Origin of the sequence: Amycolatopsis pigmentata (assembly GCF_042684065.1) — a bacterium.
Lineage (GTDB): Bacteria > Actinomycetota > Actinomycetes > Mycobacteriales > Pseudonocardiaceae > Amycolatopsis_E > Amycolatopsis_E pigmentata.
In genome coordinates this window covers 290536-306211 of record NZ_JBHUKR010000011.1, presented here as the reverse complement: position 1 = coordinate 306211, position 15676 = coordinate 290536, and the positions used below count along the sequence as shown (strand labels likewise).

The window sequence follows — 15676 nt, the reverse complement described above, 5'->3', positions numbered from 1 at the left end:
CATGCTATGCATGATTGTCAACAATCTACAACTCGCTCATGGCCGCGACGGCCACCCGGGCGAGTTTCCGGGTGACCGACCACGAACGTCCGTTTCACCATGACCATCGCTCCCCAGCCGCGATAACACAAGGAGCCCGCCTCATGGCCCAGCTCTCACCTTTGCTCAAACAGGCCACCCCGGTCGTCGCCGATCACGGCGAGGGAGCCTGTCTCTACGACACCGAGGGACGCCGCTATCTGGACTTCACCGCCGGTATCGGGGTCACCAGCACCGGTCACTGTCACCCCCGTGTGGTGCGCGCGGCCCAGGAGCAGGTGGGCAAGCTGATCCACGGTCAGTACACGACCGTGATGCACCAGCCACTGCTGCGGCTCACCGAGCGGCTGGGTGACGTGCTGCCCGACGGGCTCGACTCGCTGTTCTTCTCCAACTCGGGCAGCGAGGCGGTCGAGGCCGCGCTTCGGCTGTCCCGGCAGGCCACCGGCCGGCCGAACGTGGTCGTCTTCCAGGGCGGCTTCCACGGCCGCACGGTGGCCGCCGCCACCATGACCACCTCGGGCACCCGGTTCAGCGCGGGCTTCTCCCCGCTGATGAGCGGCGTGCACGTCGCGCCGTTCCCCTACGCCTACCACTACGGGTGGGACGAGCAGACCGCGACGAAGTTCGCGCTTCGCGAGCTGGACTACCTGTTCGCCACGGTCACCTCACCCGGCGAGACGGCGGCCTTCTTCGTCGAGCCCGTCCTCGGTGAGGGCGGCTACGTGCCGGGCAACGAGCGGTTCTTCGCGGGACTGCGGGAGCGCGCCGACGAACACGGGATTCTGCTGGTGATGGACGAGATCCAGACGGGTTTCGGCCGCACCGGCCGGTTCTGGGGCCACGACCACTTCGGGGTCCGTCCGGACATCATGACCATCGCCAAGGGCCTGGCGAGCGGGTTCCCGCTGTCCGGCATCGCCGCGTCGAAGGAGCTGATGGCCAAGGCGTGGCCGGGATCGCAGGGCGGCACCTACGGCGGGAACGCGGTGTCCTGCGCGGCGGCGCTGGCCACGCTCGACGTGATCGAGGAGGAAGGCCTCGTCGACAACGCGGCGGCACGGGGCGGGCAACTGCTCGAAGGGGCGCGGCTGGTCGGCGACAAGACCCCCGCGATCGGTGACGTGCGCGGGCTCGGGTTGCTGGTGGGCTCCGAGTTCAGCACCGCCGACGGCGAGCCCGACACCGCCACCGCGCAGGCGGCGCAGCGGGAAGCCGCGCAGCGCGGCCTGCTGCTGCTGACCTGCGGGGCGTACATGAACGTGGTCCGGATGATCCCGCCCTTGGTGGTCACCGCCGAGCAGGTGGACGAGGCACTGGGGATCTGGAGCGAAACCGTCGCAGCCGTCACCGCGTCCGCCTGAGAAGTCATCGCGCTGCCCGAAGGAAGAGGATGAGTCGGTACATCACGATCACATTGGACAAACGGGGCGTTTCCTGCCGGGCGATACTGCTCGACAACGAAGCGCCGCGCACCTGCCGCGCGGTCTGGGACGCGTTGCCGCAGAGCGGCTCGGCCTATCACGCCAAGTACGCGCGCAACGAGGTCTACACCCTGGTTCCGCCGTTCGCGGATCCGAAGCCGGGCCGGGAGAATCCGACCGTCACCCCCATTCCGGGTGACGTCGTGTATTTCGGCTTCGAGGCCTGGGAAATCGGCAACCCGGCCTACGGTTACGAGGATTCCAGTGAAGCGCACGGCGAGGGCGGCGCGACCGATCTGGCCATTTTCTACGGGCGAAACAATCTGCTGATCAACGGGGACGCCGGCTGGGTTCCGGGCAACGTCTTCGCCACGATCGTGGAGGGCCTGCCGGAAATGGCCGCGGCGGCGCAGGACCTGTGGCTGCGCGGAGTCGAGGGGGAAACCTTGTCGTTCGCCAGGGCAGAGGACAACTAAAACCCGAACGTGTCAGGCAGTTTACCCGAACGGATTTTCTTTGCGGGCTCCCCGCCCGGAAACGGTGACGATCGGTTGTGGTTCCGCGCGAACCGGACATAGCATGTTGGTCGCTTTCGAAAGCGGAAAACCAGGCATTAACCTCACCGATTCTGACAGGGAGCTCATCAATGAACCGTTGCTGCCCGGAACAGACCACCGCCGTCCTCGACCCGCTGACCATTCTCGTCGGAGTGGGCATCCTGCTCTGACCCAGCGGACTCGGCCGGCTTTTCGCTCACGGCTTCGTGTGGGCGGAAAGCCGGCCGTTTTCTCGCCCGGGTGCCTCCGGCTCGCACGCTGCCCCTCCACGTCATGAGAGGGAGCACTAGGGTGAGCCTATGGACGACGCTGTCGTGGCCCGGTTCGCCGAGATCGTCGGCGAGAGCGAACTGCTGACCGGTGGCCGGATCTCCGAGGACTACGCGCGCGACGAATCCCTTACCTGCGAACCCCGGAAACCGGCCGTCGTGGCCAAACCCGCGACGGCCGCCGAGGTTTCCGCACTGCTCACCACGGCCGCCGGGCACGGCGTGCCGGTCACCGCGCGCGGGTCCGGCAGCGGGTTGTCGGGCGCGGCCCGCCCCCGCGAGGACGGTCTGTTGATCTCCTTCGAACGGATGAATGCCGTCCTGGAGGTCGACGCCGTGAACCAGGTCGCCGTCGTGCAGCCGGGCGCGACCCTGGCCGAGTTGGAGCAAAAGACGGCCGCGGCCGGGCTCGCCTACACCGTCTATCCCGGTGAGCTGAGTGCCAGTGTCGGCGGCACCGTGGGCACGAACGCCGGTGGCATGCGCGCCGTGAAGTACGGCGTCACCCGGAACAACGTGCTCGGCCTCGAAGCCGTGCTGCCCACCGGGGAGGTCATCCGCACCGGCGGCAAGACGTCCAAGGTCTCCACCGGCTACGACCTCACCCAGCTCATCATCGGCTCGGAGGGCACGCTCGCCCTGGTCACCGAGGTGATCGTCAAGCTCTACCCGCGGCCCGCGCACAGCGCGACCCTGCTCGCCCCGTTCCCCGATCTGGACAACGTGATGGCCGCGGTGCCCCGGATCATCTCCAGCGGCGTCGCGCCGGACATCCTGGAATACATCGACAATCTGACGATGGCGGCGATCAGCCACAACGAGAAGCTCGAACTCGGCGTGTCCGATGAAGTCCGGGACGCGACGCAGGCGTATCTGGTGGTGGGACTGGAAAATCGCGATCGCGACCGGCTCGACGGCGACATGCTGCGCACCGCCGAGGTGATGAGCGAACTCGGCGCGTCCGATGTCTACGTGCTCGACGGCGGCGGCGCCCGGAAACTCATCGAAGCGCGGGAAAAGGCCTTCTGGGCCGCGAAGGCGGCCGGGGCCGACGATGTGATCGACGTCGTGGTGCCGCGCTCGGAAATGCCCGGTTTCCTTGCCAGGGCGCGAGAACTGGCCACCGCGGCCGAGGGCGGGGTGGTGGGCTGCGGCCACGCCGGTGACGGCAACGTGCACCTCGCGATCTTCTGCAAGGACGCGGCAAAACGGCACAAGCTGCTGCACGACATCTTCGCCGCGGGCATCGCCGCCGGGGGCGCGATCTCCGGCGAGCACGGCATCGGCCAGGCCAAGAAGGACCATTTCGCGGCGCTGGAAGACCCGGCGAAACTGGCCCTGCTGCGCCGCGTCAAGCAGGCCTTCGACCCTCGGAACATCCTCAACCCCGGCGTCCTCTTCGACTGAGACGTCCCCTGTGTTACCAATCCGACCAAAAGTAGGCAGCAGACCCCGGGCAAGGCGTGACCGTTGCTACGCAAGCCGATAGCCGTGACTGTGGTCGGATTGGTAACGAACAGCACAGTAGGGAGCGAAATGAACGGCGCACAGTCCCTGATCCGCACGCTGGTCGACGCGGGTGTCGACGTGTGCTTCGCCAATCCCGGCACCTCGGAAATGCACTTCGTCGCCGCGCTCGACACGGTGCCCGAGATGCGTGGCGTGCTCACCCTGTTCGAGGGCGTGGCCACCGGCGCCGCCGACGGCTACGCGCGGATCGCGGGCCGTCCCGCGGCCGCGTTGCTGCATCTCGGTCCCGGTCTGGGCAACGGCCTCGCGAACCTGCACAACGCCCGCCGTGCGCGCACCCCGGTCGTCACCGTCGTCGGTGACCACGCGACGTACCACAAGAAGTACGACGCGCCGCTGGAGTCCGACATCGACTCGGTCGCGGGCACGCTCGGCTGGGTCCGCCGGTCGGTGAGCCCGGCCGAGGTCGGTGCGGACGCCGCCTTCGCGGTGGCCGCCTCGCAGGAGCCACCGGGCGGAGTGGCCACGCTCATCCTTCCGGCGGACATCTCCTGGACCGACGGCGGGACCGCGGTGAAACCGGTCCCCCCTCGCTCACCGCAGCAGGTGCCGGAGACGACGGTCAAGGCGATCGCGGAAGCCCTGCGCACCGGCGAACCGGCGGCGCTGTTGATCGGCGGGTCCGCCACGCACGAACCCGCGTTGCGCGCGGTGAGCCGGATAGCCGCGGCCACGGGAGCCAAGCCGTTCGCGGAGGTGTTCCCGGCCCGGATCGTGCGGGGCGCCGGGGTGCCGAACGTCGAGCGGCTGGGCTACCTCGCGGAGCACGCCAGCCACCAGCTCACCGGGATCAAGCACGTCATCGTGGCGGGGATGAAGCCACCGGTGTCGTTCTTCGCCTATCCCGGCAAGCCCAGCGACCTCGTGCCCGAAGGCGCGCGCGTGCACACCCTCGCCGAACCCGGCCAGGATGTCGTGGAAGCACTGGAAGCACTGGCGGACGAGGTCGCGCCGGACACCGCGCCGATCCTCCAGGAGGCCCAGCGGCCGGAGCTGCCGAGCGGTCCGCTCACCGTGCAGAACTGGGTCGAAGTGATCGGCGCGCTGCTGCCGGAAAACGCGATCATCGCCGACGAGGCCCAGACTTCGGGTGTGCTGCTGCCGGCCGCCACCGCGGGCGCGCCGCGTCATGACGTGCTGACCCTCACCGGCGGCGCCATCGGCCAGGGCCTGCCGGTCGCGGTCGGCGCCGCCATCGCCGCGCCGGATCGTCCGGTGATCGCGCTGGAAGCCGACGGCAGCGCCCTCTACACGATTTCGGCGCTGTGGACGATGGCGCGGGAAAACCTCGACATCACCACGGTCGTGCTGAACAACCGGGCGTACGGGATCCTGCGCGTGGAGTTGCAGCGGGTCGGCGCGGAAGGCTCGGGCCCGAAGGCGAACGACCTGCTGGATCTTTCACGCCCGGACCTCGACTTCGTCAAGATCGCCGAGGGCATGGGCGTTCCCGCCAGCCGGGCCACCACCGCCGAGGAACTGGCCGAACAGCTCTCGCGCGCCCTCGCCGAGCCCGGCCCGCACCTCATCGACGCGATCGTTCCGCCGTTGGTCTAAATAGGTCTATACCGCGGCGAAATGGTGAGCTACGTTACTCGACGCGCATATGTTGTGTCGCGCAACAAAACTCGTGCGTCGAGGAGGACTCACCGATGCGTCTTCGTCCCCGCAGATCCGCGCTCACCGTGTTCGCCGCCGCCCTCACGCTGGTCTCCGGCGTGGCGGCGGCGTCGGCCGCACCGGCTCGCGGACCTGCCTACCTCAATCCCCACCTACCCGTCCGCCTCCGCGTCGACGACCTGATGTCGCGGATGTCGCTGGACGACAAGCTCGGCCAGATGACCCAGGCGGAACGCTCCGCGATCACCGACCCGGCCGACATCGCCACCTACCGGCTCGGCTCGCTGCTCTCCGGCGGCGGCTCCACCCCGACGCCGAACACGCCGACCGCGTGGGCCGACATGTACGACGGGTTCCAGCAGGCCGCGTTGCAATCGCCGTTGCACATTCCGGTGATCTACGGCATCGACGCGGTGCACGGGCACAACAACGTCGTGGGCGCCACGATCTTCCCGCACAACATCGGCCTGGGCGCGACCAGGGATCCGGCGCTGGCCCAGCGCATCGGCCGCGCGGTCGCCGAAGAGGTCTCCGGCACCGGGATCGACTGGGACTTCGCGCCCTGCCTGTGCGTCGCCCGCAACGACCGCTGGGGCCGCACCTACGAATCCTTCGGTGAGACACCGGAAATCGCCTCCTCCATGACCACGCTGATCACCGGTCTGCAGGGCGATTCGCTGAGCGACAGCGGTTCCGTGCTGGCCACCGCGAAGCACTACGTCGGCGACGGCGGCACCACCGGCGGAGTCAACGAGGGCAACACCGAACTCACCGAAGACCAGTTGCGGGCGATCCATCTGCCTCCGTTCCGCGCCGCCGTCGACCGTGGCGTCGGTTCGGTGATGATCTCCTTCAGCAGCTGGAACGGCGTGAAGATGCACACCAACCACTACCTGATCACCGACGTGCTCAAGAAGGAACTCGGCTTCTCGGGTTTCGTGGTGACGGACTGGCAGGGCATCGACAGGATCGACGGGCAGCCGGGCTTCACCACGGACGAGGTCGACGCGGCGATCAACGCCGGGATCGACATGGTGATGGTCCCCTACGACTTCAAGAAGTTCATCGACACGCTGCGCTCGGAGGTGCAGGCGGGCCGGATCCCGCTGTCCCGCATCGACGACGCCAACCGCCGCATCCTGACCAAGAAGTTCGAGCTCGGCCTGTTCGAGCACCCGCTGACCGACCGCCGGTACACCGGCACCATCGGTGACGCCCAGCACCGCGCGCTCGCCCGCCAGGCGGTCCGCGAATCCCAGGTGCTGCTGAAGAACGACGGCGCGCTCCCGCTTTCCCGTCACGACAAGATCTTCGTGGCCGGCAAGAACGCGGACGACATCGGCAACCAGACCGGCGGCTGGACCATCACCTGGCAGGGCAGCAGCGGCCCGATCACCCCGGGAACCACCATCCTGCAAGGGATTCAGCAGAAGGCCGGGACGGACAACGTCACCTACAGCAAGGACGGCACCGGAATCAACGGCGACTACGACACCGCGGTGGCCGTCGTCGGCGAGACCCCGTACGCCGAAGGTCAGGGCGACCGCCCGAACGGCATGGGCCTGGACGCCGACGACCTGGCCACGCTGAGCCGGCTCAAGGCCTCCGGGGTGCCGGTGGTCGTCGTGCTGGTCTCCGGCCGGCCGTTGGACATCACCCAGCAACTGCCGGACTGGAACGCGCTGCTGGAGTCGTGGCTGCCGGGTACCGAAGGCGCCGGAGTCGCCGACGTCCTCTTCGGCGACTACAACCCGACCGGCAAACTGCCCGACACCTGGCCGCGTTCGGCGTCCCAGGAGCCGATCAACGTCGGGGACGGCCAGCAGGGCCTGTTCCCCTTCGGCTTCGGTCTCCGGTACCACCGCTGAACAAACAACTCGGGCGCCCGGTGTCGACCGGGCGCCCGAGTGCTGTGTCTCAGCAGGTCACTCGAAGATCTCACCCTTCTCCGCCTTGTCCACAAGGGACTGCGGCGGAGTGAACTGGTCGCCGTAACGGTCGGCCAGTTCCCGGGCGCGGGCCACGAATCCGGCGAGCCCGCCCGGGTAGGAGTTGATGTACTGGACCACGCCACCGGTCCAGGCCGGGAACCCGATACCGAAGATGGACCCGATGTTCGCGTCCGCCACCGAGTTCAGCACGCCTTCGTCGAAGCACCGCACGGTTTCCAGCGCTTCGGCGAACAGCATCCGCTCCTTCAGGTCCTCGAACGAGACCTGCGCGCTGCCGGAATTGAATGCCTCGCGCAGTCCTGGCCAGATCCCCGCGCGCTTGCCGTCGGCGTATTCGTAGAACCCGGCACCCGACGACTTGCCCTTGCGATCGAACTCGTCCACCATCCGGTCGATGACGGCTTCGGAGCCGTGGGCCTTCCAGACGCCTCCGGCGGCCTCCACCGCGGCGCGGGTCTCCTGCCGGATCTTCTTCGGCAGGGTCAGGGTCAGTTCGTCCATCAGCTGCAGCGGCGGCGCCGGGTAGCCGGCCTGCGAGCCCGCCTGCTCGATCGACGCGGGTTCGACGCCCTCGCCGACCATGGCAACGGCCTCGTTGAGGAACGTGCCGATCACCCGGCTGGTGAAGAAACCGCGGCTGTCGTTGACCACGATCGGGGTCTTCTTGATCTTCAGCACGTAGTCGAAGACCTTGGCCAGCGTGGCGTCCGACGTCTTCTCCCCGCGGATGATCTCCACCAGCGGCATCTTGTCCGCCGGCGAGAAGAAGTGGATGCCGATGAAGTCCTCCTGCCGCCGCACGCCCTGTGCCAGGCCGGAGATGGGCAGCGTGGAGGTGTTCGAGCCGAGCACCGCGTCCGCGTCGACCACGTCCTGGATCTCGCCGAACACCTTGTGCTTGAGCTCCTGGCTCTCGAACACGGCCTCGATCACGAAGTCGACACCGGCGAAGTCGGCCGGGTCGCCCGTCGGCTTGATCCGCGCGAGCAGCGCCTCGGACCGCTCCTTGGTGGTGCGGCCGCGGGAAAGCGCTTTCTCCTCCAGCTTTTCCGCGTAGCCCTTGCCCTTCGCCGCCTGCTCGGCAGAGACGTCCTTCAGCACGACGTCGATCCCGGCCTTGGCGGTCACGTAGGCGATCGCGGCGCCCATCATCCCCGCGCCGATCACACCGACCTTGGTGGGCGTGTACTTCTCGAAGCCGTCGGGCCGGGAGCCGCCCGAGTTGATCGTCTGGAGGTCGAAGAAGAAGGCCTTGGTCATGTTCTTCGCGACCTGGCCGGTGGCCAGGTTGACGAAGTACCGGGTCTCGATGACCGTGGCGGTGTCGAAGTCGACCTGGGCGCCTTCCACCGCCGCCGCCAGGATGGCGCGCGGCGCGGGCATCGGCGCGCCCTTGAGCTGCTTGCGGAGGTTGGCCGGGAACGCGGGCAGGTTCGCCGCGAACGACGGGCTCGACGGCGTACCGCCGGGGATCTTGTAGCCCTTGACGTCCCAGGGCTGAGTGGCCTCGGGATTGGCCTTGATCCACTCCTTCGCCTTCGACAGCAGATCGTCCACAGTGGACACCAGCTCGTGCACGAGGCCCAGTTCGGCGGCCTTCGCCGGCTTGTGCCGCTGCCCCTGCACCAGCCAGTTCATCACCGCGTTCTGGATGCCCAGCAGCCGCACCGACCGCGCCACGCCGCCACCGCCGGGCAGCAGGCCCAGGGTGACCTCCGGGAAGCCGATCTGGCTGCCCGGCACGTCCGCGGCGATCCGGTGGTGGCACGCCAGCGCGATCTCCAGCCCGCCACCGAGCGCGGCGCCGTTGATCGCCGCGACCACCGGCTTGCCCAAGGTCTCCAGCCGGCGAAGCTGGGCCTTGAGCTCGTTGGTGGAGCGCGTCATTTCCTCGGCGTACTCCGGCGTGGCCTGGATCAGGTCCTTGAGGTCACCGCCCGCGAAGAACGTCTTCTTCGCGGAGGTGACCACCACTCCGGTGATGGAGTCCTTTTCGGACTCCAGCCGGTCCACGATCGCCCCCAGCGACTCGCGGAAGTCGGCGTTCATGGTGTTGGCCGACTGGTTCGGATCGTCCAGGGTGAGCACGACGATCCCGTCGTCGCCGGTCTCCCAGCGAATGGTCTTCGACTCTGTCATCTCTATGTCCTTGTCAGCGCCGCTGAGGTGGTTGGTCGTTACACGCGTTCGATGATGGTGGCGATCCCCATGCCACCGCCGATGCACAGCGACAGCAGCGCGCGCCGGGCCTGGCGGCGCTCGAGTTCGTCGACCATGGTGCCCAGGATCATCGCGCCGGTCGCGCCCAGCGGGTGTCCCATCGCGATGGCACCACCGTTGACGTTGACCTTCTCGTCGGGCAGCTTCAGGTCCTTCATCCACTTCAGCACCACGGCGGCGAAGGCCTCGTTGAGCTCGAACAGGTCGATGTCGTCGAGCGTCAGCCCGGCCACGTCGAGCACCTTGAGCGTCGCGGGCGTGGGACCGGTGAGCATGATGGTCGGGTCCGAACCGGTGACCGCGGTGGCCACCACCCGGGCGCGCGGGGTGAGCCCGAAGCGCTTGCCGACCTCCTCGTCACCGAGCAGCACGAGCGCCGCGCCGTCGACGATCCCCGACGAGTTCCCGCCGGTGTGCACGTGGTCGATCTTCTCCACCCAGTGGTACTTCTGCAGCGCCACGGCGTCGAAACCACCGAAGTCGCCGATGCCCGCGAAGGACGGCTTGAGCTTGCCCAGCGCCTCGACGGTGGTACCCGGCCTGCGGTGCTCATCGTGGTCGAGGATGGTGACCCCGTTGATGTCCTTGACCGGAACCACGGACTTGGCGAAGTAGCCGCCCGACCACGCGGCCTCGGCCCGCTCCTGCGACCGCACGGCGAAGCGGTCGACGTCCTCGCGGGAGAAGCCCTCGATGGTGGCGATCAGGTCGGCGCCGATGCCCTGCGGCGCGAAGTAGGTGTCGTAGTTGGTGGCCGGGTCGGTGAACATCGCGCCGCCGTCGGACCCCATCGGCACACGCGACATCGACTCGACACCGCCGGCGAGGATCAGGTTCTCCCAGCCGGAGCGCACCCGCGCCGCGGCCTGGTTGACCGCCTCCAGACCGGACGAGCAGAACCGGTTGAGCTGCACCCCGGCGACCGTGTCGGGCAGGCCGGAGGCCATCGCCGCGGCGCGCGCGATGTCGGCGCCCTGATCCCCGATCGGCGTCACCACACCGAGCACGATGTCGTTGATCGCGGCGGGGTCCAGGTCCGGGTTGCGCGCCTTCAGTTCCTCGATCAGGCCCACCACCAGGTCGACCGGCTTGGTCCCGTGCAGGGACCCGCCCTTGTTCTTGCCCCGAGGCGTGCGGATCGCCTCGTAGATGTATGCCTCGTTCACCGGGACGGTCCTTCCTGCGAAAGGCTAATACTCACTAACATAGACCGGCGAAACCGCTGGAGCAACGGTCACGACTATGGCTACAGTGTGCTCACTATGGACCAGCACACCCGGCGCAGGAAAGACCGGCGGAGTCAACTCGCCTCGGTCGCGGCCGAGCTGTTCCGTGCCCGCGGATACTCCGGTGTCGGCATCAACGACATCGCCGCCGCGGCCGGCGTGACGGGCCCCGCGCTCTACCGCCACTTCACCGACAAGCAGGCGATCCTCGCCTACGTGCTGCTGTCCGGCCTCGACGAACTGGAGCGCAGGACCGCCGAAGCGGCCGCGACTCTCGACGCCGGACGGCTCGGCGTCCTGCTGAACGAACTCGCCGCCGTGGCCGTCGAACGCCGTGACGTCACGGCCCTGTGGCGCTGGGAAGGCAGGCACCTCTCTCCCGAAGACCAGCGAAAGATCGCGAAACGCTCCAGCGGCTTGCTCTCCACGTGGGCCAAGATGTTGCTTTCGCTGCGACCCGAACTCAGACCTGAGGACGCGGAGTTGCTGTGCTGGGCAACGCTGAGTGTCTTCGGCAGCGTCTCGGTGCACCGGACGAGCGTGGCGAGGCAGCGTTACGTCACACTGCTGGTCGGACTCGCGAGACAGGTGCTGCACGCGGACCTTCCGGCCACCGAAGCCGTCCCGAGCGCCACCCCGCCGTCGCCAGGGGTCGGCACGCCGTCACGGCGCGAGCAACTGCTGTCTTCGGCGGCCGAACTGTTCCACCAGCGGGGCTTTCACGCGGTGAGCATGGAGGACATCGGCGCCGCCGCGGGCATCGCGGGGCCCAGCGTCTACAAGCATTTCCCGAGCAAGTCAGGGTTGTTCTGCGCGATCGCCCGCCGGGTCGCGGGCCGCCTCGCGCTCGACGCCGAGCGCGCCCTGCAGCGCAGCGCGAACGAGACGGAAGCGCTCCAGCGACTGGCCGAGTCCTACGTCCGGGTGCTGACCGGATCTCCCGAGCTCCTGGTGAGCTTGTCCGTTCCCGGCGCGAACATCCCCGAGCAGGACCGAGCCGATCTGATCCGCGCCCAGCGGGACTATGTGGCCCAGTGGGTCGATCTGCTCGTTGCCGCGAGACCTGGGCTGCCCGCCCGTGAGGCCACCATCACCGTGCACGCGGCGCTGACCATCGCGAACGACCTCACCCGCACCCGGCGGCTCGCCGCGCGGCCGCGGCTGGCGGCCGAACTCGTCGCCCTGATGACGGCGGTACTCGGCGAACCACGAGAACCCCGCGCGTGAACCGCGGAATCGTGCTAACCTACTCGCCAGTAGGTTAGCTGCGGGATTCTCAGGAGGGTGACGTGGTACTGCGCCGTTCGTTACCAATCCGACGGCAGTCACGGCGGAAAAGGGTGTCCACGAGCAGCTCAGCTGCGGACCGCATCCGCCTGCTTTCGGTCGGATCGGCAACACCCGGGCGAAAACGAGACGCGATGGGCTTGGGCCTGGCCGCGCTCACCCGGCTCGCGGGCAGCAAGACGCTCGCGCGCGCCGGACTTCGCGAACCGCTCCAGCATCTCGTCGGCTCGGCGACCCGGAACGGTTTCCGTGCGGCGGGCGCGGTCAGCCGCACGTTCTCCTCCACGAGGACGGCCGGCCAGCCGGCGCGGCCGGCGGAGGCGGCGGACAAGGGGTTGTTCGACCTCACCCCGACCGAAGAACAGCAGATGATCGTGGAGACGGTCGCCGAGTTCGCCGCCGAGCAGCTCCGGCCGGCCGCCGCCGAGGCGGACGCGAAGCTGACGCCTCCCGACGGCTTGGTGGGCAGGGCCGCCGAACTGGGCGTCACGCTGCTGGGCATCCCGGAAGAACTCGGCGGTGCGGGCAGCGAACGTTCCGTGGTCACCTCCGCGCTGATCGCCGAGTCCCTCGCGCACGGCGACCTCGGTCTGGCGCTGGCAGTGCTCGCCCCGTCCGCGGTGAGTAGCGCGCTGGTGCTGTGGGGTGACGCGCAGCAGCAGGCCGACTACCTGCCCGCGTTCGTCGGCGACAACGTGCCCGCGGCCGCGCTCGCGCTTCAGGAAACCAAGCCGTTGTTCGACCCGTTCAAGCCCGCGACGCGCGCCCGCCGCACTCCGGGCGGGTACCGGCTGGACGGCGTCAAATCGCTGGTACCGCGCGCCGCGCAGGCGGAGTTGTTCATCGTCTCGGCCGCGTTGGAAGGCCCGGAAGGCGACCGGCCCGCCCTGTTCCTGGTCGAGTCTTCGACCTCCGGAGTGACCGTCTCCGCTGAGCCCGCGATGGGCCTGCGAAGCGCGGCGACCGGAGCGCTCCATCTCGACAAGGTCGACCTGCCCTCGGGCGCATTGCTCGGCGGCGCTTCCCCGGACGTCTTCACCGAAGCCGTCCGGCTTTCCCGGCTGGGCTGGGCCGCGCTGGCGTGCGGCACCGGCAAGGCCGTGCTCGACTACGTGATCCCCTACGTCAACGAGCGCAAGGCCTTCGGCGAACCGATCAGTCACCGGCAGGCCGTCGCCTTCTCGGTCGCCGACATCGCGATCGAACTCGAAGGGATGCGGCTGGTCACCCTGCGCGCGGCGGCACGGGCCGAGCAGGGCAAGCCCTACGCCCGCGAGGTCGCGCTGGCCCGGAAACTGGCCGCGGACAAGGGAATGCGGATCGGCAGCGCCGGCGTGCAACTGCTCGGTGGGCACGGGTTCATCAAGGAACACCCGGTCGAACGCTGGTACCGCGACCTGCGCGCCATCGCCATCCTCGAAGGCTGCGTCCTGCTCTAGGGAAGTGACATGATCAATCTCGAACCTCCGAAGAAAGCGGCCGCGCTGATCAACCAGGCGTACCAGGCCGCCGTCCACGTGTTCCGCCCGATCTCCCGTAAGTACGACCGGGCCGAGCACGCTCATCCGTCCGAATTGGACATGTTCGCCGAGGTCCTGGACGGCCTGAACTCCTCCGGTGAAGGCGGCGCGGGCGCTTCCGGCGTCCGTGGTGACTCCGCGAAGAAGGAGAAGGAAGGCGGCAACCGCAACGGCGGCAACCTGAGCACGGTGCTCGGCACGATCGAGATGTGCTACGGCGACGTGGCGCTGTTGCTTTCCCTGCCCCGCCAGGGTCTCGGCAACGCCGCGATCGCCTCCGTGGGCAACGAAGACCAGCTCAAGCGGTTCGCGAAGACGTGGGCCGCGATGGCGATCACCGAGCCGGACTGCGGTTCGGACTCGGCCGCGATCACCACGACCGCGAAACTCGACGGCGACCACTACGTGCTCAACGGCGAGAAGATCTTCGTGACCTCCGGCCAGCGAGCCGACGCCGTGGTCGTCTGGGCGACCCTGGACAAGAGCAAGGGCCGCGGGGCGATCAAGTCCTTCGTCGTGGAGAAGGGCACACCGGGCTTCGAGGTCGTGCGCCTGGAACACAAGCTCGGCATCCGCGCGTCCGACACCGCCGTACTCAGGTTCGACAACTGCCGTGTCCCCAAGGAAAACCTGCTCGGCAGCCCGGAGATCGAATCCCAGAAGGGATTCGCCGGGGTCATGAAGACCTTCGACAACACTCGCCCTCTGGTCGCGGCGATGGCCGTCGGCCTGGCGCGGGCGGCGCTGGAGGAGACTTCCCGGATCCTCGAGGAAGCCGGGATCACCGTCGACTACGACAAGCCGGCCAACCACCAGCACGCGGCCGCCGCGGCCTACCTGGAACTGGAAGCCGACTACGAGGCCGCCCACCTGCTCACCCTCGAAGCCGCCTGGATGGCCGACAACCGCAAGCCGAACTCACTCCAGGCCTCGATGGCGAAGGCGAAGGCAGGTCGCTCGGTCGTCGACATCACCCTGCGCTGCGTCGAACTCGCCGGCGTCTTCGGATACACGGAGGAGTCCCTGCTGGAGAAGTGGGCGCGTGACGCGAAGATTCTGGACATCTTCGAGGGCACCCAACAGATCCAGCAGCTGATCGTGGCCAGGCGAGTGCTCGGGAAAACCTCGGCCGAACTGAAGTGACGGTGCTGGCCACCTCAATTGGGGACATACAGCCCCCGCCATCGGCGTCCGCCTCACTGGCCGGCGGTGGTGGCCCCTTGGAATGCCCCGGCCACGACGGGGACTAGTTGCCGTTCGATTTGCCGGGCGGGCATGGCGGCCAGTTCGGTGCCGATGGGTGCCATCGCGAGCCAGTTCAGCAGGCCGGCCGCGCATCGGGTCCGGAAGATCAGTTCGTGTTCGTCGGTTCCGGGGAGGTTGGCCGTCAGCACGCGGAGGGCGATCCGGCGAGTCTGGTCGAATTTGTCGTCCAGCCGCTCCCATCCCTGGGGCGGGCCGACGCTGACGCGCGCGACAGCCCGCATCACGGCGAGGTCTTGTCCGCCGGCCGCCAGGGCGCGCACCATCGGCTGGGCGAACGCCGCCGCCAGCTCCTGCAGCGTCGAGGTGGGGCCGAGGGCGTCGAGGGCCCGGATCTGCGCGTCCAGATACTGTTCCAGCGCCTGCTCGATGGCCGAGTCGCACAGCGCCTTCAGCGACCCGAAGTGGTAACTCACCGCGGCGACGTTGGCTCCGGCGATATCGGTGATATCGCGCAGTGTCACGCCCTCCTCGCCGCGTTGCGCGAGCAACTCCAGGGCGGCCGCCAGCAGGCCGTCCCGCGTGCGCCGCCCAGTCTCCCGGCGCAGATCCTTCTTCTCCGCACGCACCACAGAAGTCACTCAAACACTCGATTAATATCTTCGTCAAGGGCTGGACCCTGGCTACGGCCCGACAAGTGGGCACGACCACGTAACTCAAGCATTTGATTGACATCTCCGCGGCGGCACTCCTACGCTCATACACATCAAGCAATCGTTTGATTTTGTAGTCCGCCGCGGGTGGCTCGGTCCCCCGCGGTGGCGCCGGA

General features: G+C 68.4%; 11 protein-coding genes. 8 read left to right on the top strand and 3 right to left on the bottom strand.

Annotated features, from left to right (window positions below):
• Nucleotides 1-143: 143 nt before the first annotated feature.
• From ACFSXZ_RS23515 to ACFSXZ_RS23495, 5 genes are all read left to right on the top strand, one after another.
• Nucleotides 144-1403 carry an aspartate aminotransferase family protein gene (locus ACFSXZ_RS23515; RefSeq protein ID WP_378267307.1) on the top strand — a complete coding sequence of 420 codons (1260 nt, stop codon included), beginning with the start codon at nt 144-146 and terminating at the stop codon, nt 1401-1403.
• A 29-nt stretch (nt 1404-1432) separates the two neighbouring features.
• The gene (locus tag ACFSXZ_RS23510; protein ID WP_378267306.1) at nt 1433-1939 is read left to right on the top strand and encodes a DUF3830 family protein; all 507 of its coding nucleotides are present in this window, start codon (nt 1433-1435) and stop codon (nt 1937-1939) included.
• Nucleotides 1940-2319: 380 nt separating this feature from the next.
• Complete coding sequence (locus tag ACFSXZ_RS23505; protein WP_378267305.1) at nt 2320-3696, top strand: FAD-binding oxidoreductase; 1377 nt, start codon at nt 2320-2322, stop codon at nt 3694-3696.
• 129 nt (nt 3697-3825) lie between these two features.
• Nucleotides 3826-5376, top strand: coding sequence for an acetolactate synthase large subunit (locus ACFSXZ_RS23500; RefSeq protein WP_378267304.1), 1551 nt, complete (start codon nt 3826-3828; stop codon nt 5374-5376).
• A gap of 95 nt (nt 5377-5471) precedes the next feature.
• Complete coding sequence (locus ACFSXZ_RS23495) at nt 5472-7307, top strand: glycoside hydrolase family 3 protein (RefSeq protein WP_378267303.1); 1836 nt, start codon at nt 5472-5474, stop codon at nt 7305-7307.
• A 57-nt stretch (nt 7308-7364) separates the two neighbouring features.
• On the opposite strand, the gene ACFSXZ_RS23490 is transcribed toward ACFSXZ_RS23495, so the two are convergent.
• Nucleotides 7365-9530 carry a 3-hydroxyacyl-CoA dehydrogenase NAD-binding domain-containing protein gene (locus ACFSXZ_RS23490; protein WP_378267302.1) on the bottom strand — a complete coding sequence of 722 codons (2166 nt, stop codon included), beginning with the start codon at nt 9528-9530 and terminating at the stop codon, nt 7365-7367.
• A gap of 38 nt (nt 9531-9568) precedes the next feature.
• Entirely contained in the window at nt 9569-10777 is a 1209-nt protein-coding gene (locus ACFSXZ_RS23485) for an acetyl-CoA C-acetyltransferase (RefSeq protein WP_378267301.1), read from the bottom strand.
• 96 nt (nt 10778-10873) lie between these two features.
• Here ACFSXZ_RS23485 and ACFSXZ_RS23480 point away from each other — a divergent pair, with 96 nt between their 5' ends.
• The 3 genes from ACFSXZ_RS23480 (at nt 10874) to ACFSXZ_RS23470 (ending at nt 14787) form a co-directional block, all read left to right on the top strand.
• Complete coding sequence (locus ACFSXZ_RS23480; protein WP_378267300.1) at nt 10874-12064, top strand: TetR/AcrR family transcriptional regulator; 1191 nt, start codon at nt 10874-10876, stop codon at nt 12062-12064.
• 194 nt (nt 12065-12258) lie between these two features.
• A complete protein-coding gene (locus ACFSXZ_RS23475) occupies nt 12259-13563 on the top strand; it encodes an acyl-CoA dehydrogenase family protein (RefSeq protein WP_378267299.1) in 1305 nt (434 codons plus the stop codon).
• Nucleotides 13564-13572: 9 nt separating this feature from the next.
• On the top strand, nt 13573-14787 hold the full coding sequence (locus ACFSXZ_RS23470; RefSeq protein WP_378267298.1) for an acyl-CoA dehydrogenase family protein: 1215 nt from the start codon (nt 13573-13575) through the stop codon (nt 14785-14787).
• A 53-nt stretch (nt 14788-14840) separates the two neighbouring features.
• On the opposite strand, the gene ACFSXZ_RS23465 is transcribed toward ACFSXZ_RS23470, so the two are convergent.
• Complete coding sequence (locus ACFSXZ_RS23465) at nt 14841-15488, bottom strand: TetR/AcrR family transcriptional regulator (RefSeq protein WP_378267297.1); 648 nt, start codon at nt 15486-15488, stop codon at nt 14841-14843.
• Nucleotides 15489-15676: the final 188 nt, after the last annotated feature.